Raw genomic sequence first — 19,702 nt, forward strand, 5'->3', positions numbered from 1 at the left:
CCGGCGCTGACGCGGCCACCAGGGCGACGACTCCTGGGGCCGCTGCCGCTGCCCCATTTCCTCCGACGACCGGTGGACCCTCCTAGCTGTCGAGAGCGTCCTATGGGACCGGCGGCACGTTCAGCGGGCCTGCGCTGCGAGCCGCAGCCGGGTCCGGCTCCGTGGCCAGTCGCAGGCGTCGGCGTGACCGCGCGTCCGGACGACCTCCGAACTCCACCGCGTCAGTTCAGTTTGCGCCGTGACCGAATAAACACGTTCCGACATCAAGCAAAGTACGTACCAAAGCGATGACACAAATATTGACGCCTTCAAACAGGCTGCGTAGGTTCCGAGCCGCGAGGCGAGCGGTCCGTCGATGTAGGCGGCACATCCGGTCAAGGCTCTACCTTGGAGGAGACTTGTCATGCGCATAACCAGATCGTCTTTGGCGGAGACAGTGTTAGGCGGGACTGCCGCCACCGTTCGACGAGCGGCGAGGGCGGTGGCGGTCGGGGTGTCGGCTCTCGGCCTGGCCCTCGGCGTCCTGGTCGGCTTTCCCGGCGCGTCGCAGGCGGCCGGCTCCCTTCCCTGCGACATCTACGGCGGCGCCGGCACGTCGTGCGTGGCCGCGCACAGTACAGCGCGGGCCCTCTACTCCTCGTACAACGGACCGCTCTACCAGGTCACCCGCGCCTCGGACGGCGTGAAGTCCGACATCGGCCTGCTGGCCCAGGGCGGCTACGCGAACGCGGTACAGCAGGACACGTTCTGTGCGAACACGACCTGCCGCATCACGAAGGTCTACGACCAGAGCCCGCGGCACAACGACCTCACGCCCGGGCCGGCAGGGACCGCCGGTGGCGTCGACCGAGGAGCCGACGCCAGTGAGATCGCCGTGACCGCCGGCGGCCACAAGGTGTACGGCATCTGGATCTCACCCGGCGTTGGCTACCGCTACACGGGAGTGGCGTCGGGTGTCGCCGTCAACGGGCAGCCCGAGGGTGCCTACATGGTGGCCAGCGGCACGCACGTCGGCTCCGACTGCTGTTTCGACTACGGCAACGCCGAGCGCACCCCGGCCGACACCGGCAACGGGCACATGGACGCCGTCAGTATCGCGACCACCTGCTACTTCGCGCCGTGCACCGGTTCGGGGCCGTGGGTCGAGGCCGACCTGGAGAACGGCATGTTCCAGGGCGACAACGGCTCCAACACCGCCAATCGCGGCAACAACAGCCCGTTCGTCACGGCCGTGCTGAAGAACGACGGCCAGACCGAATACGCCCTCAAGGGCGGCAACTCCCAGTCGGGCGCGCTGACGACGTGGTGGGACGGAGGTCTGCCCACGCGCGGCGGCTACCGGCCGATGCAACAGGAAGGCGGCATCATCCTGGGCATCGGCGGGGACAACAGCAACCGCAACAGAGGCACGTTCTTCGAGGGTGTCATGGTCGCCGGCTACCCGACCGACGCCGCGGAGAGCGCGGTCCAGGCGAACATCGTCTCGGCCGGATACTCCGGTGAGACGGACGTGCCCAACGGCCCGCAAGGGACGATCACCGGTCCCGGTGGCAAGTGTGTGGATGTCGCCGCGGACGACACCGGTACCAACGGCACGGCCGTTCAGCTGTGGGACTGCCAGACCTACGCCGAGGACCAGCACTGGACGCATCAAACGGACGGCTCGCTGTCCACGATCGGGCGGTGTCTGGACATCGTCGGCAACGGTACCGCCAACGGTGCCAAGGTCGAGTTGTGGGACTGCAATGGTGTGGGTGGTCAGAAGTGGGTGCAGCAGGCTGATGGTTCGCTGCTCAACCCGCAGTCGGGCCGTTGTCTCGACTCACCCAGCGGCGCCACCGCGAACGGAACGGCGCTGCAGATCTGGGACTGCAACGGCGCCACGGCCCAGAAGTTCTCCGTGAACGGCGGAGCCGCGGTCACCGGTCCCGGTGCCAAGTGCGTCGATGTCGCCGCGGACGACACCGGTACCAACGGCACGGCCGTCCAGCTCTGGGACTGCCAGTCGTGGGCGGTGGATCAGCACTGGACGCACCGCGCGGATGGTTCGCTGTCCACGATCGGGCGGTGTCTGGACATCGTCGGCAACGGTACCGCCAACGGCACCGAGGTCGAGTTGTGGGACTGCAATGGTGTGGGTGGTCAGAAGTGGGTGCAGCAGGCTGATGGTTCGCTGCTCAACCCGCAGTCGGGCCGTTGTCTCGACTCGCCCAGCGGCGCCACCGCGAATGGCACCCGGCTGCGGATCTGGGACTGCAACGGCTCCGCGGCCCAGAAGTTCGCGCTGCGCTGACGTACCTGTACCGGCTGTCCGGGCACCCGCGAGGTGCCCGGACGCAGGCCTCCGGCCCACGCGGGTGCCGTCGCGGCAGTCCGGGCGGTGCCGCGTGCGGGCGCCGCCCAGGGCTCCCGCGGCCTGGCAGCAAGGGCCACCCCGGGAAACGTGCGCGGGCCGGTGACGCCGGTCCTCCGATCCGCTGACGGGCGCCGCATGCCTGCACGGTGACGGCGTGGCGTCGGCTGTGTCAGACGTGCGTGAGGAGGCGCTCCAGCGGCCGGGGAACGCGATCGAGGTGCAGGTGCGCGACCAGGGCCTGCGCGTAGAGCGCCTTGCGGCCGCTGTGTGTGCCCATGAAGCGCCGCAGCTGGTGCTCCACGGGCCGTTCCCGCTGTGCCGGCTGGCCCTGGAAGGTGCGGAAGGGGCGCATCTCGCCCTGGGTCTCGATCACCTGTTGCACGCCCTCGGCCCCGACCGCGCGGATCAGTTCGTCCTCCAGGTCGGCGTCGCACACATGGAACCCGAGCGTCTCCAATTCGGTCTGCGTGAGACCGGTCCCGAGCCCGACCCGTTCAAGATGACGCTGGAAATGGCGCTCCTCGCCGATGTCGTAGAGACCGGCCAGCGGGAGGCCGAGCCCCGGCGGGCCGCACACGTCCAGGAAACGCCCGATGTTGGTCGCACCTCCGAGCGGTACGACCGCGACACCCTCCGCACCGAGGTCGCGGCCGTAGCGTGTGGCCAGCGCTTCGAGCGCGACCTGATCGCTGCTCCCCTCGACGAGCACGATCGTCCGCGCACCGCCGCCGGCCAGCTCCCGCGCCACCGCGGCGGCCGCGTCCGCCTCCGCTCCGCGGGCCGCCCACGCGACCAGTGCCTGGCGGAATCGCCTCAACTCGTTCACGAGACCTCGCTTCCCGATGCCATCCTGGCACGGCCGAGATCTCGTACGCACGCACGTTTTCCGGGGGTGGATGACGCAAGAGTTCGGAGGAGGTGCGGCTTCGGGTGAGCCGATCCACGGCCTCTCCCCGTCGCCTCGGACCCACCCGGTCGGGGCCGTATTCGAGTGATCGGGTCCGAGGAGGACACGCCCACGCGACACGGGCCGCCCCGACCCGGCCTGGTCAGGGCGCGTCCTCGTCCAGCTTCTCCAGCACGCGCTCGGAGATCTGGGCCAGCGTCCGCAGCTCCGCCGGCGTGACATGGTCGAGGAACAGAGCGCGCACCGCCTCCACGTGACGTGGGGCAGCGCCCTTGATCATCGCGCGCCCCGCGTCGGTGATGACCACGAAGGCGCCGCGCCCGTCCTCGGGACATTCCTGCCGCACCACCAGTCCGCGCCTGGCCATACGGGAGATGTGGTGAGAGATGCGGCTCTTCTCCCATTCCAACGCACGGGCAAGATCCAGAGACCGCTGCCGCCCGTCCGGTGCGTCCGTGAGTTCGACCAGTACGGCGAAGTCCGCGGGCGAGACCGTGGACTCCGTCTGCAACTGGCGTGACAACCGGCCCCGGAGCCTCTCCTGAAGGCGGACGAAGCTGCGCCACGCGTGTTGCTCCTCAGGCGTCAACCACCGCACCGTTTCTTCCATGGAGAGAGTGTAGGCTCGTTGACACATCACCAAACTGCCAGAGGTCTTCGGTGATGTGACCGGCCTCGCCTTCGCCCTGCCCGGCCGCATCTGAGGGTCGCCCTGACTCCTGAGGCGCGGCACCGCCTGAGCTGCCCCGGCTTTCTCGTGCCGCGCTTTCGGGCCCGCCTGTCGAACGCCGGCGCCCCTCGGATCGGCATGTCATGGCGCCTGGGCCTTCGCGTCCCGCGAAGCCGGACCGGGTCTGCTCGGCGAGGGGTCGGCCCATTCCCCATCGTGTCCGGACGGGGGAGAAGGTGTCCGGGACGGGCGGACCGCCACGCCCGACCTGGGTGGCGGCACTCTCGATGTGCTGGGCGGCGGTCGCGGAGCCGAGGCGGACGGCGAGGGGACCGCCAGGGGTCATCAGGGAGGGGCGCGGTCGCCCATCCGCTTCTTGCGGCGCGAGGAGCGCGGCGTTGTCACCTGGGGACACGGAGGACTCGCCGTGCGGGCGTGACGAGCGTTCGGAGCGGAGTGCCTCCGTCGTCTCGATGAAGGCACGCCAGATCTGCGGTTCCTCGGCGGTGGGGAACACCCTGTGTCGCTCTCCCATGACGCCACCCCCTTTGGTTGACACATCAATCATGTCTGCTAAAGATTGACACGTCAAGCATCCGGTGTGACGCCGGATGTCCCGGGAGTCAGCAGGAGGAGTCCATGACTGCCACAACGTTCCAACTGGGGCTGAACTCGTTCGGAGAGGTCGCGACCGACGGCGACCGGCCGCTGAGCGATGCCGAGACCGTTCGTCTGTTGATCGAGGAGGCCAAGCTCGCCGAAGCCGTGGGGCTCGACGTGTTCAGTGTCGGTGAGCACTACCGCCCAGGCCACAACGACAGCGCCACCCCCGTCCTGCTCGCCGCGATCGCCACCGCGACGGAACGCATCCGGCTCGGAACCTCGGTGACCGTACTGAGCACCAACGACCCCGTGCGGCTCTACCACGAGTTCTCCACCCTGGACGCCGTCTCGAACGGGCGCGCCCAACTCGTACTGGGTCGGGCATCGGCCACGGAGTCGTTCCCGCTGTTCGGCTACGACCTCGCCGACTACGAGGAGCTGTTCGAGGAGAAGCTCGACCTGTTCATGCGCCTCCAGCGCGAGGAGACGGTGACCTGGTCGGGGAAGTTCCGGCCGCCGCTCGTCGAACAGCAGCTGCATCCGCGGATGCCGCCGGGTGGTATCCCCACCTGGATGGGCGTGGGCGGCAGCCCGAACTCCGTGGTCCGTGCCGCCCGTTACGGCCTGCCGCTCATGCTGGCCATCATCGGCGGGCGCCCGCAGCGCTTCGCCGGCCACGTCGAGCTCTACCACCGCACGCTCGAACAGTTCGGGCACGCCGGGCAACCCGTCGCCCAGCACTCGCTGGGACTCATCGCCGACAGCGACGAGGAGGCGGACCTGGTGGCGTTACTGGCAGCCGGTCGTCGCCGCCCTCGCGGAGGAGCGCGGGTTCTACAAGCCGACTCGCGAGCGCTACCTGGCGGAAGTCGGTAAGGGCGCGCTCTTCGTCGGCTCCCCCGAGACCGTCGCCCGCAAGATCGCCACGATGGCCCGGGACCTGCACCTGAGCCGTTTCGACCTCAAGTACGACGTCATGAACCTGCCCCGCGAAGCCCGGGCCCGCACGATCGAGCTGCTGGGCCGCGAAGTCGCCCCGCGGGTGAAGCAACTGCTCACGAAGGAGCCCGCCCATGTCTGACCTCGTCTTCGGTCTGGACACGTTCGGCGATGTGCCGGAGGACGACTCCGGCAACCCGGTGTCCGACGCGCGAGCCATCCGGCAGGTTGTCGACGAGGCAGTTCTCGCGGAGGAGACCGGCGTCGACGTCCTCGCCCTCGGTGAACACCACCGCCCGGAGTTCGCGATCTCGACTCCGGAGACCGTTCTTGCCGGTATCGCCACCCGTACCCACCGCATCCGTCTGTCCTCCGGTGTGACCGTGCTGAGCTCCGACGATCCGGTCCGCGTCTTCCAGCGCTTCTCCACCGTGGACGCACTCTCGAACGGCCGGGCCGAGGTCATCCTCGGGCGCGGCTCCTTCACCGAGTCGTTCCCCCTCTTCGGATACGACCTGAGCGACTACGACGTGCTGTTCGAGGAGAAGATCGAGCTCTTCGCCAAGCTGCTGGAGGAGAAGCCCGTCACCTGGAGCGGCACCAAGCGGGCTCCGCTCGACAGCGCCGACGTCTTCCCCAAGACCGAGTCCGGGCACCTGAGCACGTGGGTCGGAGTCGGCGGTTCACCCCAGTCGGTCATCCGTACCGCGACCTACGGGTTCCCGCTCATGATCGCCATCATCGGCGGCACCCCGGAACGGTTCGCGCCCTACATCGACCTCTACCAGCGAGCCACCGAAAAGTTCGGTACGACCGCTCACCCGGTCGGGATGCACTCGCCGGGCTTCATCGCCGACACGGACGAGGCGGCCCGGGAGCTGCACTGGCCGCACTACCGGGTCATCCGTGACCGGATCGGCGCGCTGCGGGGCTGGCCGCCGATCCGCAAGGAGGAGTACGACGCCGAGATCGAGCACGGCTCCCTCTACATCGGCTCTCCCGAGACGGTAGCCCGCAAGATGGCCCGCGCCATCAAGGCACTCGACGTCGGCCGGTTCGACCTCATCTACACGACGGGAGCGCAGCCGATCAGCGCCCGCCTGCGCGCCGTCGAGCTGTACGGCACCAAGGTGCTCCCGATGGTCCGCGACATCCTGGCGGGCTGACGCAATGAACGGAGAAGAAGTGGACATCCCCACCGCCGCCCCCGTGCGCACGGTCGGCATCCTGGGTGCGGGGAAGGTCGGCACCGTGCTGGCACGTCTGGCCCTGGCGGCCGGGTGTCGCGTGCTCATCGCCGGATCGGGCGACCCCGCAAAGATCGCACTCACCGTTGAAGTCCTCGCCCCCGGCGCCGTGCCGGTCACGGCGGCGGCCGCCACCGAAGCGGATGCCGTCATCCTGGCGCTCCCGCTCGGCAAGTACCGCAGCATTCCCGCCGAAGCGCTGCGGGGCAAGCTCGTCATCGACGCGATGAACTACTGGTGGGAGGTCGACGGCATCCGTGAGGACCTCACCGACCCGCTCACCTCCTCGAGCGAGATCGTGCAGGCGTACTTGACCGGAGCGCGTGTGATCAAGGCGTTCAACCACATGGGATACCACGATCTCGAGGACACGGCCCAGCTCGCGGGGACGCCGGGACGCAAGGCGATCGCCATCGCCGGTGACGACCCGGACGCCCTCGCCACCGTCGCGCGCCTCGTCGACGCCGTCGGCTTCGACCCCGTCACGGCAGGCCCCCTCGCTGAAGGAGTACGGCTCGAACCGGGCACCGAGCCGTTCGGTGCCGACGTCGACGCCGGGGAACTGCGCGCGATGCTCAGCCGCTTCCCGGAATCGGAGCGGGGACGGGCCGTGATCAGTGCGAGGACCGCCGCCTCGGCGTCGAGCGACCGGGCAGCCTGACCGACCACCCTGCCCTGGCGTGTCGGCATACGGCTGCCCGAACGGTGGACAGGGCAACTCAGTCCGCCGACGCATCACCGCGCCGGACCGCCGCCGAAGTTCACGGCTGTCGCTTCCGATCCATAGGCGCCCCTTATACCCGCATTACTCGTGATCCTCTACCGGCGCCGCGCGCAGCCGTTTACCGTCCATCCGTCAACCAGATAGTTCACTCGTCAACAACCCTTATCGAGGTGTTCCCCATGGGAACTGGCACCGTGACCGCGACGGACACCGCCTTCGCAGCGCACCACTCGGCCGGCCAGGCGGATCGCACACACAGAACCGGACCGTCCTTCCGCCGCCCAGGTACACCCACGCAGCTCCTCAGCGGCACGTCGGCGGGGACGGGCGTCGGGCGACTCCTGGCGCCGCCTGTGCCGCAGCGCTTCAGCCGATGCGCCGACCTCGTCCGAACCGGCGACCACCGCACCCCCGTTGAGCTCGGGCGGAACCGGTGAAGTCCACCCTGCGTGCCCCGCGCACGCGGTCGAACGCCGTGAACCGGACGTTGCGCCACGCAGGCACGGGTGCGGCGGCGCTGGCCCTCCTCCACGCGGCCCTCATCGCGCTCATCCCCGGCGATCGAGACCACCTCGGCCTGCTGGAGACGGCGAGCGCCTTCACGCAGATCCACGCCATCGCCCCCTTGCTGATGGCGCCGACCCTGCTCTGGCTGGCCCACCGGCGACCCGCGGCCTACGCTCGCACGGCCATTGCGTTGCTGCTGTCCATCACGGCCGGTCTCGTCGTCGGCAAATCCCTGTCCGTGCGCGGGCTGCCGACGCAAGAGGGGTCTGTCGTCCGTGACTACGTGGCGTTGCCTGGAGCCCTCGCGGGTTGGTACCTGCTGATGGGACTGGCATTGGCCGCCGACCTCACGGCCGTGCGGGCGCGCATCGCCGTGATGGTGGTGGCTCTGTCCGGGGTGGCTACGTCCGTGCTGACCGCCGGCCACCACATGCACGCCGCGCTCTGGGCCGCGGGTGTGCCCCTCGTCGCGTATTACGTCGCAGGACGTGTCCAGCGGCCCCGGAGACGCGGTCGTGGGCCTGATGCCGACGCTTGGGACCCCGAAAGCCGGGTCGTGCCGTTCCTGCGTCGTGACGGGGCGACGCGGCAACGGCCGGCCACCGGCTCCGTACCGCTGCGGAAGACGGGCTGACGACCTTGTACATCGATGGATTCATCGAGGCCGCCGGATGGTGGTCCTACGCTGTCGTGTTCGCCGCGACAGCCAGTGAGACCAGCGCCTTCATCGGGCTGCTGGTCCCCGGGGAGACCGTCATCCTTCTCACATCCGCCATCGCGGGCCGAGGCGACCTCAACGTCCTGATCCTCGCCGTCGCCGTCGTGATCGGAGGGATCACCGGCGACAACCTCGGCTACGCGCTTGGCCGTCGGTGCGCGCGTCATGCCGGCAGACGGCGCTCACGCGGGGCCGGCCGCCATCACTCCCACGGACGGGCCCAGGCCTTCCTGGAGCGTCACGGTGGCGCGGCGGTGTTCACCGGCCGGTTCATCGGCGTCGTGCGGACCTTCCTTCCCTACGTCGCCGGCGTGTCGGGCATGCCGTACCGCCGGTTCCTCGTCCACAGCACCGCGGCATCACTGGTCTGGGGCATCGGCAATGTGCTGCTCGGCTATTTCGCCGGGGCCGCCGCCATCGAGTTCCTGCATTCGGCCGGGTCGATAGGCATCGCCGTACTCGCCACCCTGACCGTGGCGGCCTACGGCGTCGCAAGGTTCCGGAGACGGCGCGGACACCGCCTCGTCGCGCCGACCCCGTCCAGGGCCGTGGCGTCCGGCGAGGCCACGCGGGCCTCCGAACCCATGCTGCCGGTGCACGCTTTCACGCATTCACAGGAGCAGTGAGCCATGTCAACCGACGATCTCGAACCGGCGGTCGCACCGCTGGACGCCCCTGACGCCGAGGACCCGAACCTCACCGGCGCCAAGGCCGCGCCCTTGGCCCGCGCGGCCGTGGCCGGGCCGCCCATGCTGCCCGGACTGTGTCGAGGCCACCGCCATCACCCTGGTCATCCTCCTCTCCTGCGACGGCAGTTACCTGAGCGGGAGACTCCCGCTGCCGAACGGCGGCGGCCACGCATCACCTGCGACCAAGGCCGGGGGACAGCCGACGGACCGGCCCCCCTCGCTGGTGTCGCACTTCTCGCACCACCTCACGACCGTCCGACACCCACTCATGAGCAGCGAATATCCCACCCTGGGAAAGGAAGTCATGGCTACCTCCATCACCGACATTCAGACCGACCACTCCTCGTCGGCGGATTTCCTCCCCGGCCCCGGCACCGGCCGGCATCGGGGCCTGCGCGCCGAGGACGATCGCTGCCCGGTCGGAAGCGAAACCGCTGAGGAGCACGGCCGTCACCGCGGAACCGCTCTCAGCTCCCTCATTCAGCCGGCCGAGGACCTCCCCAGCCGTAGCGACGAACTCGCACAACCGCACGCTCGGGACGAAGGCACGGGCTCCGCGTGGCAGCGCTGCATCGCCGTTGAGCTCGTACCGGTCGAGACTTTCCCTCGGTACGAGGAAACACCGAACGCATGGAGCGCTCAGGGGCAGAAACCGCCCGAGCCGATCGCCGAGGACGCCGGCTCCGACCACTTCACGGTGGACGGACAAGCTCGCGCGGCATGAGGTGACACCCGGCCAGACACCCTCTGGGCGTACGATCCCGGCCAACGCCAAGCCAACACCGACGGAGGCCGGCGGCCCTGACCTCGGCTAGGCCCTTTCGTTCGGATCTCATGAGGCTTGTCATACTTCCCCGAATGGAGATGCAAGCCGTGGAGGCGGCACGACGTTGGCTGGCTGATCAGGGCGTCAGCCAGGTGCGCGACGGGTGGGTGAGCGACGAGGAGCCGGACGTGCTGCTCACAGCCGATCAAGTGGCGCATTCCTGGGCAGGCGACGTGTTCGCCGAAGACCTGGATGCAGAGGACCAGTTGCGGCTGGCTTTCGGTCTGCTGGACCTCCTCGACGACTACTGGGTCACGTGCGAGATCCGGTTCGCGAACCAAGGAACGAAGGGTCCTCTGCCGGCCGACATGCTGTGGGACGGCTACCGTCAGCGATTGGAAGCGGACAGAGACGTCGAGGCCGTCACCTATTCGCTGTGGGTGGACTGGTTCGAGGACCAGTCCACTTCCGCGACAGCCTTCGCCGAAGTGCTCGGTGAGGACATCGACCAAGTGGTGGCAAGTGGATCGGCAGCCCAGCTGCGCCGAGCACGTCGGGTTCTGGAGGGTTCGGGCCCGGTGCGCTGGCCCGTGAAGGAGCCGACATACCGCACCGCCATGCGCCTCCCCGCCCTCCATGCGGCCCTCTTCAAGGGCTTCCTCGCGAGCTTCCATGACTTCTACGGCGACCTGGAACCGGCCGTCGCACTGACCCTCCTCGACCGGTTGGAACTCCCCAGGAACACCCAGCACCTTGCGGAACTGCGCCATGTGCTCGCCGTGGGGCACAGGAACCACTACCGCAGCCCCGGCGCCTGGGACGATGCGGTTCGTTCCTGCTCCTGAGGCGTCGGCATGGCAGACCAAGGAAAGATGCCGGAGACGTGGATTCCGGCCAGGTGGATGTTCGCCGCCTTTTCACAGCGAGTGGCGATGCCGCGCCAATCTTCAAGCGGTCGATGCACGTGCGAGAAACGCCGTGCCAGGCGTCGCGGGCCGGACGGGACTTTCGAAACACGCCCTAGTCCTCGGCTTTTCGGGGTGCCGTGTCGCGCCCGGCCCGTGGGGACTCACCGGCCACGATGAGCGCCGCGACCAATTCCTCCAGGTCGGCTCCGAGAGGGGTGTCGCAGTCCCAGACGGCCTCGTAGGCGATCTCGACGGGTGCCCCGGCCTGGAGGAGGGGGCGGCAGCTGGTGTGTTCGTGCGTGATCTTGGATTGGGGCAGGAGCGCTGCGCCCAGGCCTATCGCCGCCCACTCGTCCACCGCCCGGAAGCTGGCGGCTTCGCCCGGGTAGGTGCGCAGCGCCAGGTCGTGGCTGTGGAAGAGTTCAGTGGTGAACGTGGTCAGTCCGCAGGTGCTGGGCCCGAGGATGTAGGCGGCGTCCGATGCGGCCTTGAGCTCGACCGGGCTGTCGTTCCCGGAGGCTGAGGGGTCGATCACGACCACGGGTTCGCGGGCGATGACGCGGTGCCGGAACGTGGGCAGGCCGGCCACGGCGGGGACGAGGACGATGTCCAGGCGGCCTGACTGAAGGTCGCTGCTCAGGGGCTCGAGGTCAGCCTCCCGCAGGACCAGGTCGCGGGGACGCTCCAGCGTACGGGCGGCCTGGAACGCCTCGGCGACGAGATCGGCCCCGATCAGGGGCGACACACCCATGCGGATCGCTTCGGTGACAGGTCGGGCCAGCCGCTGGGCCTCGGCGCCAAGCGCGTCGAGGCCGTCGAGGACATGCTCGATCAGTGGCAGGATCTGTGCGCCATGTGCGGTGGGCTTGACCCCGCGCGGCGAGCGGTCGAAGAGTTTGACGCCGAGTTCCCCCTCCAGTCGGGCGACGCCATTCGACAGGGCCGGCTGCGTCACCCCGTAGGCCCGCGCGGCGGCACTGAAGGACTTGGTCCGGGAGACGGCCTGGGCGTAGCGCAACATCTCGATGTTCACGATTCCCTCCTCTGCGCGCCATAGCCACCCGTTATACCCACATTCGCCTTGATCCTCTACCGGCGCCGTGTGGAGGGCCCTACAGTCAGAGGCGTTCCTGGATATCCGGGAACCGGCAAGACCGCGGCCCCGGGCCGTCGCCCCGACCCGCCGACAAGCGGTCCCAGTCCACACTCATCTCAATTATTCCGATGTCTGGCCCACAGAGTTCCTTGCAATGCGAAGTGGCTCGGCCGCCTTCGGCGCGCTGCTCGCGAATTGAAGGAAAGGAACACGTCCCGGGCACTCAGGACGGGCGCTCGCGCTCCACCAATGCGCGTGGTCCACATCCGAGCATCGCCATTACCCGGACACAACCACACGAGAGGCCGTACGGCTTCCTCGACCCTGTACGGAACCAAGGAGCACACACGCATGTCCAGCAACACTCTCGACTTCACCGGGCAGAAGGTCATCGTCGTCGGCGGTACCAGCGGTATCGGGCTGGCCAGCGCCCGCCGTGTCCTTCAGGGTGGCGGCCGCGCCGTCGTCATCGGCCGATCCCAGGCCAGCGTCGCCGAGGCGGTGGCCGACCTGGCCGGATCCGAAGAGGTCTTCGGCCTGGCCGCCGACCTGCTCGACCCCGCGGCCGTGGAACGCCTGCGCGATGACCTGACCGAGCAGCACGCCGACGCCACCCTCCTCGTCAACGCCGCCGGGATCTTCGAGCCCAAGTCCTTCCTGGACCACACCGCGGAGGACTACGACCGGTACCAGGCCATCACCCGAGCCTTCTTTCTCCTGACCCAGACCGTCGCTCGCAACATGATCGCCCGCGGCAACAAGGGAGCCATCGTCAACATCGGCGGCATGCTGGTGCATCAGGCCATGGCCGCGACACCGTCCTCGGCGTACTCGGTGGCCAAGGCCGGCGTGCACTCTCTCACCCAGCACCTGGCCCTGGAACTGGCACCGCACGGCATCCGGGTCAACGCCGTGGCTCCTGCAGTGGTCCGCACCCCCATCTACGAGGCCTTCATCCCCAAGGACGACATCGACTCCGCGCTCGAGGCGTTCAACGACCTCCACCCTCTCGGCCGGATCGGAACCCCCGACGACGTCGCTCCCACCGTGGCCTTTCTCCTGTCCGAGCAGGCCGACTGGATCACCGGCGCCATCTGGGACGTCGACGGCGGCGTCAGGGCCGGACGCATCTGACGGGCCGTCAGGCCCCTTCTTGCTTTCTGCACATATCCAGCCGACTGCGGGACGCCACCACGTCCCGCCACCCCTCAGTCGACACCACAGGAGCGCATCGTGCCCTACCACGAGCACACCGACCACCAGTACGCCAAGCAGATCCGCGCCGGTGCCCCCGAGGCCTTCAAGGCATTCATGGCTTGGGACGCACAGGTCCTGCGCGGCAGCGGCAACGTCATCCCGCCCAAGTACACCGAACTCATGGCTGTGGCCGTGGCACTGACCACCCAGTGCGCGTACTGCATCGAGGCGCACACCAAGGCGGCGCACTCCGCAGGCGCAACCCAACAGGAACTGGCGGAGACCGTCATGACTGCCGCGGCACTGCGCGCAGGCGGTAGCTACGCGCACGGCTTCATGGCCATGAAATTCTTCGACCAAGCTGAGAAGAGCGACACCCAGTAGCCCTGCCCGACCTCGTAATGAGTCGACGCTGCTCGCTCTCTACAACACGCTCCACCACTGGGGCTCGGCCATCGTCTCGTCGGGTTCATCGATCCGGTGGTGTACGGGGTGGGCGGCAATTCATACGGCACCTCCCACTCCGGCAGCGTGGGCGCCCGGGTCGATGAGCCCTTCGAGGCGGCCCGTCACCAGGGAGAGTGCAGGGCGGGGCAGGGATGTGTCCATGATCAAAAGAAGCGCCTTGGGAGAGACCTGAGGGCTTGCCGAGCGCCCCGGAACCTCTTCGGTGACTTTCTTCAAATGGCCTGCCGTCGAGTCTTCCACTAGGACGACAATCCGTGCCATCCCAAGGCTGGGAGCTGGGGCGCGCGCGAGAGGAGTTGCGTCTAAAATGACGGGGACCGCAAGGTCTCGTAACCCAGGAAGGCAAGTCGCCATGCACTGCTTTGACTGCGTTCTTGAGAGCCGTGCTTCGACCGTCCCGTCAAGCCCGCCCATTGCTGCAGCGGTTTGCGCTCGATGCGGGGCCGGAATCTGCGGTAGGCATGCGCATGTCACTAGCGACCCGCTTGCCGCGTCCACCGATTCCTCCAGCTCGGTGCCCGAAGCCAGACGACTGACGTGCGGACTCTGCTACGAAGCGGAGCGTGCTGCCGGTCGTGCCTGAGCGATACGCCGCAGTTCCTGCCATGGGTGATCTTCGGTCGCGGTAAGAAGGCAAAGTCGCATAACCCGATCCGCCGCATTCGGGCTGATGCTGAACATGATCGATAGAGCAACGGCTTCGCAGCGCAGCTCGGCCACCTCAAGTTATAGCGGGGATGTCAGCGGCGGTTGAACCTTCGCCACCTTCAACTCCGCTTCGGGCGTGGCAAATCGACGCAGAGATCACCGTCACCTACTGTTTTGGTGACGAATCAAGCGAATCGAGTGCCGTACCGCCACATGCTCAACCGGGGTGGTTCGTGTTGCAGAACCCGAATGAAGGTGAATGAGCGAATGGATCTGAAACTCGAAGTCATCGTGCTGCCCGTCTCCGATGCGGATCGAGCCAAGAATTTCTACGAGGCAGTGGGATTTCGCCTGGACGTCGACAACACGTTCAGCGACGACTATCGATTGGTGCACCTCACTCCGCCCGGGTCGCAGTGTTCGATCATCTTCGGCAAGGGGACGACCTCCGCCGCCCCCGGCTCGGTCCAGGGCCTGTACCTCATCGTCTCCGACATCGAAGCGGCCCGCGCGGAGCTCGTCGGCCGCGGCATCGAGGTGAGCGAGGTATTCCACGACGCCGGCGGGCTTCTCCACCACGGCCACGAAGCCGGAGATGCCGTCTTCCACGGCGCAGGCCAGGAGCGGATTGACGGCCCGCATCCCGACCGCACCTCCTATGCCTCCTACGTCACCTTCAACGACCCGGACGGCAACGGCTGGGTGCTTCAGGAGATCACGGAACGCCAGCCTGGCCGGTAACCAGACGCCCGCCTGCCCTGTCGAACCGCGGTCATCCGGTGAAGCAGCAGCCTCCGCGGCCCTGACGGCCTCCGGTTCCCCCAGCCAGGAACCGGCGAGCAGCGCGAGCCGCGGGGAGGCGGACCTGGACAATTACTGCTGGGACGCCGAGACGGGGTGGGACCCGCTGTCCGGCGACTCGAACGTGCAGCAATTCGCCGACTCTCACGTCTCCGTGGTGTCACTGCCGGACCGGAGTGCCCTCCTCGCGGCCGGGACGAAGGGCGGAAGGCTGACCGCCCATCACCTCGTCCGAGCACTGGGGCTCCGGCGGGCTGGGTGGCAGGGTGCGGTCGTCGGGGCTCTGCGTCGTCTCATGGCGAGGAGGACGCTGGAGCGTGAGAGGTGTTCCTGGCTTCCGTAGAACATGCACCAAGCTGGAACGATGTCGGCGTGCATGTCGAGGATCAGGTTGGCGAGGGTGTCCCGGCGGAGCTCGCAGTGTTCCTGCGGGGCGCGGTCGACGGCCGCCCGGTGAAGATCGCTCCTTCCGTCTGCGGAGGTTGCGGTGGCCGCGTGTTCCACGTGTTGGTCAACGCGTCCGGCGCGCTACGGGAGTGTTCCGGCTGCGGCGGCCGTGCGTTCGTCGCGGACAGCGAGGAGTACTGGAACGAGGAGTCCTGGGAGGACGACGAGCCTGGGGCGGCCGGCTGTCCGTGCGGGAGCGAGGAGTTCGAGGCCGCGGTGGCGTTCTCGCTCGGCGACGACGGATCGGTCCGCTGGGTGACCGTGGGCCTGCGGTGCGCCGAGGACGGATTCTGCGGGGTCTATGCCGACTGGAAGATCGACTACGGTCCTACGGATCACCTCCTGACCATTGTCTAGGTGCGGGCTTGACGGCGGCCCGAACGGGCCAGGGTCGACAGAAGGTTCCGCCCCTGAGCATCACGAAGAGGACGTCGGGCCGTGTCCGGCGAGGCGGCGCAGGGCTTGGGGGTGGTGCTTGTCCTGGGTGACCTTCTTGTCGTAGGAGGTCCGCTATACCGGGTCGCCGATCGTGTGCCGTGCCGCCTCCCGAGGAGCGGGGCCGGCACGGCACACGGCACCGCGTTACGCGAGGGGCGTGAGGAAGTCCCGCACGGGCAGCGCGCGGTCCACGATGCGGGTGTCGCCGATCCAGCCGTAGAAGCCCTGGCCGAAGCGCTCGTCGAACTGGGTGGCACCGATCACGAACGGCTTGCCGAGTGTGGCGATGCCGGTCGACCGCTGCGTGGGGTTGCGGGCGATGCGCGAGCCGTCCACGTAGACCACCGTGCGGCGGCCGTCGTTGACGACCGCGATGTGCGTCCAGCGGCCGATGGGCAGGGCGTGGCTCCACGATGTGGGGTCGGCGTCCTGCTTGTGCGGGTAGACCACGAACTGAAGGAACCGCTCCGGGGAGAGGTTGAGGCTGCAGGTGGGCTCCAGCGGGGACCAGCCGGTGGTCTTGCCGGCGTCGCCGTTCCTGCCCTCCCAGCTGAGGATGCCCATCCAGGCGTGGTCGCCCTCGAAGGGCTCCGGCAGCCGGATGAACGTCTCTATGGTGTAACCGGAGGTGAACTTCTCGCTGTTGAGCGCTGCCCCGGCGGCGGTGGTCAGGATCGCACCGTGGTCAGGGCTCTTGCCACCGTCGAAGCGCAGGCTGGCGTGCGCCGGCTGGCCGGGGTGGTGGTCCGCGGACCAGGTCAGCGCATCCTGGCCGGCGGCGCCGACGCGGCTCACGGTGAGGTCGTTGCCGTGGCCGGAGAGGTCGCGGACGACGACGCCGTCGGGGACGGACGTGCCCGGCTTCCCGGCGGCGACCGTGCCGGAGGTGTCGAAGCGCCAGTAAGCGACCGTGCCGCGCGGCATCACGGCGGCCGGCGGCCGGGGCGCCGGGGGCACCACCGGGGAGAAGCCCGCGAAGCGCTTGCCGAAGTCGATGTCCAGGCTGAACCGGTCGACGGGACCGGTCAGTTCGATGGTCTCCGCCTCCAGCGGGCTGCGCTTCTCCGGGTCCCGGGCGAGGAACCACGGGGAGAAGGTCTGGACGTCGATCACGTTCCGGACCACGTCGAAGCCGTACATGCGGATCATGCCGGCGCCGCCGTAGTAGCGGTCCTGGTAGTTGGTGATGTGGACGTGGACATCGTTGTCGGCGTCGTTGGTGAGCACGGTGCGCCCGGGCGGCCAGTAGTGGCCGCCGAGCGCAAGGAAGATCTGGTCGTTGCCGCGGATCAGCCCGTCCCACAGACGCGTGCCGTTGTCCGACAGTTGCGCCTTGCCGTCGTCGTCGGACCACGCGATGTCGTGCGTGGTGAGGATGGCGGGCAGCGTCGGGTGTGCGTCGAGCACGCCCTGGGCCCACGACAGGCCCTTGTCCGACACACGCCAGTCGAGGGCGAGGACCAGCCACTCGCGGCCCGCGGCGCGCAGCACGTGGTAGCTGTTGTAGCCGTCGGGCGACGCGCCTCGGAAGGTCGGCATCGAGGCGTAGCGGTCCGGGCCGAACGCGTCGAGGTAGGCGGAGTCACCGCGCTGGTCGTCGGTGGACGAGCGGATGTCGTGGTTGCCGGCGAGGACGCTGTAGGGCACCTTGCCGTGGATGGTGCGGAAGGTGTCGGCGGCGAGGCCGATCTCCTCCTCCGTGCCGTGCTCCGTCACGTCGCCGAGGTGCGTCATGAACGCGATGTTCGCCTCGTGGCGCTCGGCGGCGAGGTAGCGGAAGGTCTCGCGCAGCGGCTCGGGGTCCGCGCTGTCCGCGTCGAAGAGGTACTGCGTGTCGGGGAGGACCGCGAGTGCGAAGCGCGGGCTCTCCTCGTCGAAGTGCGACCGGCCGCCGCTGTTCGCCGAGTCGGCCCGCGCGGGCGTCGCCGCGATCGTGGACGCCGCCGTCACCGCCGCGCCGGCCGCCGGTATGGCGACGGCCGCCTGCAGCAACGCGCGTCTGTCCAGTCCGTTCTGGTGTCTTGACGTGCCCATGTGCCCTCCTGAGGTGAAACGTGTGGTTCGAGGGGCACGCTGCGCAGTGGTCGTGACCGGTCGATGGCAGGCAGCTGAACAGGGGCTTCAGATAGCCGCACGAATGACAGCTGCCGTCAGGCGGGCGGTCCTGCGCGGGCCGTCCGGCACGCGAGCCGTCCCGCGCGCGAGCCTTCCGGCCGTGCGGTCCTGCCGCCCGCGCGGATCCGCAGGAGCGGTCCTGTCCGGGAGGGTTCGGGGGCAGGTGTGCAGGTGTGCAGTTGGGACACGATTGCGGATCCGATCGGGGCGCGCTGTCCCGAGCTGCGGCCGACCGGAGGACGACGACCCGGTCAGGGCCGCCTGGTGATCGCGATGACGGATGTCAGCGGGAGTGCCGTGCGGCTGCTCCACGCCATCACCGGCCGGCCCCTGCCTTGCCCGGTGCGCACCTCGGTCGGCGCGATCGCCGCCGCCCGGTAGGCAGTAGCCTCCCCGGCATGATGAACGGTCCTGATGTGTCGGTGGCACTGCGACTCGGAGTGCGCACTCGCTCCCAGGCCTGGGACTTCGTACGATGGTTTGCCGACGGATGGACGGGCCGTCCGCTGCAGCCCGAAGACGGCTGCTCCGATGACGAGTTGGCAGCCGCGGAAGCCGATCTGGGCTTCGAACTGCCACCCGCCTTGCGGGAGGGGTACGCGCTCTTCGGCCGCCGCGACGACCTGACTCGGCAACAGGACCCCTTGGTCTGTCCGACCGGGCTCTACGTCGATGACGCCCGCAACGGCGTCCTGGTCTTCCGCCGCGAGAACCAGGATTGTGCCTACTGGGGGATCCCCCTCGCCCAGATCGAGCGGGATGATCCACCAGTGGTGGTGCAATCCCACGCAGGCTGGATTCCCTTCCTCGCTCGGATGTCCCTGGCATGGGCGGAGCTCGTGCTGAGCGAGTCGCTCTTCGGGGCGGACAGTCACTACGACGCCTGCGAGCTCCCGGACACGCTGACGCCGAGACTCGATGCTCGATACGTCCGGGTCGCCCTGCCTGACCATCCGATGTGGGCGAGTGAGGACGACTCACCCGTGCGCTGGTACGCGGCCCCAGGCCGGCTGGTGCGCCGAGACGGCCTCCAGGATCATTCCTGGATCCACGCCCGTGGTCGTACAGCTACCGATCTTGAGGCGATCCGTGAGGAGCTTCCCGGCCCCTGGGTCCGCTGAAGCGTGCTCGCCACCGATGTCGTTGCCCGCGACAATCAACGAGTGACGGGACTGGTGACGAGGCGGCAGCCGCGAGGCCGCGGGACCGACTTCCTCGTTCGCCCCATCGCCATCTGTGAGGTGAGAGAGCCCCCTCCGAGCCGGCAGGGGGCTACACCGCGAGTCGGCCTGTGCCCCTCAGCCGCCGCCGGGCGCTGCTCCGCCCCCATCTCCGCCGCCCCCGGTGGCCCCGCCGGTGCTGATAGCTCCTGTACTTCCGCCGCCTCCGGTAGTGGCGCCGGGGTGGTGGCGCCTGTGCCGTCCGCCGCCATGGTGGCGGCGGACCGTGACGAAGGGC

General features: G+C 68.7%; 18 protein-coding genes. 14 read left to right on the plus strand and 4 right to left on the minus strand.

Going from position 1 to position 19,702, the window contains the following annotated elements; genetic code table 11:
• Window positions 1–403 precede the first annotated feature (403 nt).
• Window positions 404–2,293 (plus strand): arabinofuranosidase catalytic domain-containing protein, encoded by a 1,890-nt coding sequence (locus ACFV0T_RS18820; protein WP_385779965.1) that lies wholly within the window; start codon window positions 404–406, stop codon window positions 2,291–2,293.
• Between the two features lie 232 nt (window positions 2,294–2,525).
• Here ACFV0T_RS18820 and ACFV0T_RS18825 read toward each other — a convergent pair whose 3' ends face one another.
• Both ACFV0T_RS18825 and ACFV0T_RS18830 read right to left on the minus strand, forming a co-directional pair.
• Window positions 2,526–3,182: a TOPRIM nucleotidyl transferase/hydrolase domain-containing protein gene (locus tag ACFV0T_RS18825; protein WP_385779967.1), complete on the minus strand. Its 657-nt coding sequence runs from the start codon at window positions 3,180–3,182 to the stop codon at window positions 2,526–2,528.
• 223 nt (window positions 3,183–3,405) lie between these two features.
• Window positions 3,406–3,873 (minus strand): MarR family winged helix-turn-helix transcriptional regulator, encoded by a 468-nt coding sequence (locus ACFV0T_RS18830; protein ID WP_385779970.1) that lies wholly within the window; start codon window positions 3,871–3,873, stop codon window positions 3,406–3,408.
• 699 nt (window positions 3,874–4,572) lie between these two features.
• Here ACFV0T_RS18830 and ACFV0T_RS18835 point away from each other — a divergent pair.
• The 8 genes from ACFV0T_RS18835 to ACFV0T_RS18870 all read left to right on the plus strand — a co-directional run bounded on the left by ACFV0T_RS18835 (window position 4,573) and on the right by ACFV0T_RS18870 (window position 10,971).
• Window positions 4,573–5,412, plus strand: coding sequence for an LLM class flavin-dependent oxidoreductase (locus ACFV0T_RS18835; protein ID WP_385779971.1), 840 nt, complete (start codon window positions 4,573–4,575; stop codon window positions 5,410–5,412).
• A gap of 52 nt (window positions 5,413–5,464) precedes the next feature.
• Window positions 5,465–5,617, plus strand: coding sequence for a hypothetical protein (locus ACFV0T_RS18840; RefSeq protein WP_385779974.1), 153 nt, complete (start codon window positions 5,465–5,467; stop codon window positions 5,615–5,617).
• On the plus strand, window positions 5,610–6,641 hold the full coding sequence (locus tag ACFV0T_RS18845) for an LLM class flavin-dependent oxidoreductase (protein ID WP_385779976.1): 1,032 nt from the start codon (window positions 5,610–5,612) through the stop codon (window positions 6,639–6,641). The genes ACFV0T_RS18840 and ACFV0T_RS18845 overlap by 8 nt, the downstream gene beginning before the upstream one ends.
• 19 nt (window positions 6,642–6,660) lie before the next feature.
• Complete coding sequence (locus ACFV0T_RS18850) at window positions 6,661–7,383, plus strand: NADPH-dependent F420 reductase (protein ID WP_385779979.1); 723 nt, start codon at window positions 6,661–6,663, stop codon at window positions 7,381–7,383.
• 496 nt (window positions 7,384–7,879) lie between these two features.
• Window positions 7,880–8,587, plus strand: a complete 708-nt coding sequence (locus ACFV0T_RS18855; RefSeq protein ID WP_385779982.1) for a hypothetical protein — start codon at window positions 7,880–7,882, stop codon at window positions 8,585–8,587.
• Between the two features lie 5 nt (window positions 8,588–8,592).
• Window positions 8,593–9,297 carry a DedA family protein gene (locus tag ACFV0T_RS18860; RefSeq protein ID WP_385779985.1) on the plus strand — a complete coding sequence of 235 codons (705 nt, stop codon included), beginning with the start codon at window positions 8,593–8,595 and terminating at the stop codon, window positions 9,295–9,297.
• Between the two features lie 331 nt (window positions 9,298–9,628).
• Window positions 9,629–10,084 (plus strand): hypothetical protein, encoded by a 456-nt coding sequence (locus ACFV0T_RS18865; RefSeq protein ID WP_385779986.1) that lies wholly within the window; start codon window positions 9,629–9,631, stop codon window positions 10,082–10,084.
• A 134-nt stretch (window positions 10,085–10,218) separates the two neighbouring features.
• Window positions 10,219–10,971 carry a hypothetical protein gene (locus ACFV0T_RS18870; protein WP_385779990.1) on the plus strand — a complete coding sequence of 251 codons (753 nt, stop codon included), beginning with the start codon at window positions 10,219–10,221 and terminating at the stop codon, window positions 10,969–10,971.
• A gap of 175 nt (window positions 10,972–11,146) precedes the next feature.
• On the opposite strand, the gene ACFV0T_RS18875 is transcribed toward ACFV0T_RS18870, so the two are convergent.
• Window positions 11,147–12,067: a LysR family transcriptional regulator gene (locus tag ACFV0T_RS18875; RefSeq protein ID WP_385779994.1), complete on the minus strand. Its 921-nt coding sequence runs from the start codon at window positions 12,065–12,067 to the stop codon at window positions 11,147–11,149.
• Window positions 12,068–12,481: 414 nt separating this feature from the next.
• On the opposite strand from ACFV0T_RS18875, the gene ACFV0T_RS18880 reads away from it, so the two are divergent.
• The 4 genes from ACFV0T_RS18880 (at window position 12,482) to ACFV0T_RS18895 (ending at window position 16,048) form a co-directional block, all read left to right on the plus strand.
• A complete protein-coding gene (locus tag ACFV0T_RS18880; protein WP_385779996.1) occupies window positions 12,482–13,264 on the plus strand; it encodes an SDR family NAD(P)-dependent oxidoreductase in 783 nt (260 codons plus the stop codon).
• Between the two features lie 99 nt (window positions 13,265–13,363).
• Window positions 13,364–13,711 carry a carboxymuconolactone decarboxylase family protein gene (locus tag ACFV0T_RS18885; protein ID WP_385779999.1) on the plus strand — a complete coding sequence of 116 codons (348 nt, stop codon included), beginning with the start codon at window positions 13,364–13,366 and terminating at the stop codon, window positions 13,709–13,711.
• A 999-nt stretch (window positions 13,712–14,710) separates the two neighbouring features.
• Window positions 14,711–15,184 (plus strand): VOC family protein, encoded by a 474-nt coding sequence (locus tag ACFV0T_RS18890; RefSeq protein WP_385780002.1) that lies wholly within the window; start codon window positions 14,711–14,713, stop codon window positions 15,182–15,184.
• A 432-nt stretch (window positions 15,185–15,616) separates the two neighbouring features.
• Window positions 15,617–16,048 carry a hypothetical protein gene (locus ACFV0T_RS18895; protein ID WP_385780201.1) on the plus strand — a complete coding sequence of 144 codons (432 nt, stop codon included), beginning with the start codon at window positions 15,617–15,619 and terminating at the stop codon, window positions 16,046–16,048.
• A 225-nt stretch (window positions 16,049–16,273) separates the two neighbouring features.
• Here the strand turns inward: ACFV0T_RS18895 and ACFV0T_RS18900 are convergent, their stop codons facing one another.
• Window positions 16,274–18,163: a LamG-like jellyroll fold domain-containing protein gene (locus ACFV0T_RS18900; RefSeq protein WP_385780004.1), complete on the minus strand. Its 1,890-nt coding sequence runs from the start codon at window positions 18,161–18,163 to the stop codon at window positions 16,274–16,276.
• A gap of 620 nt (window positions 18,164–18,783) precedes the next feature.
• Here ACFV0T_RS18900 and ACFV0T_RS18905 point away from each other — a divergent pair.
• Window positions 18,784–19,365, plus strand: coding sequence for an SMI1/KNR4 family protein (locus tag ACFV0T_RS18905; RefSeq protein ID WP_385780006.1), 582 nt, complete (start codon window positions 18,784–18,786; stop codon window positions 19,363–19,365).
• The last annotated feature ends 337 nt before the right edge of the window (window positions 19,366–19,702 follow it).

The sequence above is a fragment of the Streptomyces sp. NPDC059582 genome, from assembly GCF_042735715.1.
Lineage (GTDB): Bacteria > Actinomycetota > Actinomycetes > Streptomycetales > Streptomycetaceae > Streptomyces.